The organism is Lacticaseibacillus sp. 22, from assembly GCF_055413445.1.
Genome location: NZ_JBVAYD010000081.1, coordinates 1 through 280, shown reverse-complemented (window position 1 = coordinate 280; position 280 = coordinate 1). Strand labels below are relative to the sequence as shown.

Annotated in this window: 1 protein-coding gene; it reads left to right on the top strand. The window is 63.2% G+C overall.

The features are described 5' to 3' along the window. A partial coding sequence (locus ACWP87_RS13870) for a hypothetical protein (protein ID WP_463843718.1) occupies nucleotides 1-280 on the top strand: 280 nt, incomplete at both ends.

Here is a 280-nt window from a genome sequence, read left to right as displayed (position 1 = left end):
TTTGACAAAGCTGCCAGCGCTGCGGAAGGCGCAGCTTCAAGTGCCGCGAGCGCGGCAGCCAGTTCAGCGGCAGCTCAAGGCACACGAGGTGGCGCAAGTTCCAGTGCCAGCGAAGCGGGTCGAGCATCGACCGCAACATCTGCGTATGCTAGTGCTGCAAGTTCGAGTGCCAGTGAAGCCGGTTCATATGCTCATCAGGCAGGCTCCAGCGCCAGTGACGCTGCCGGTCAGTCCGGCAGTGCAGCCCAACATGCCAGCACCGCTGCGAGTGCGGCATCCA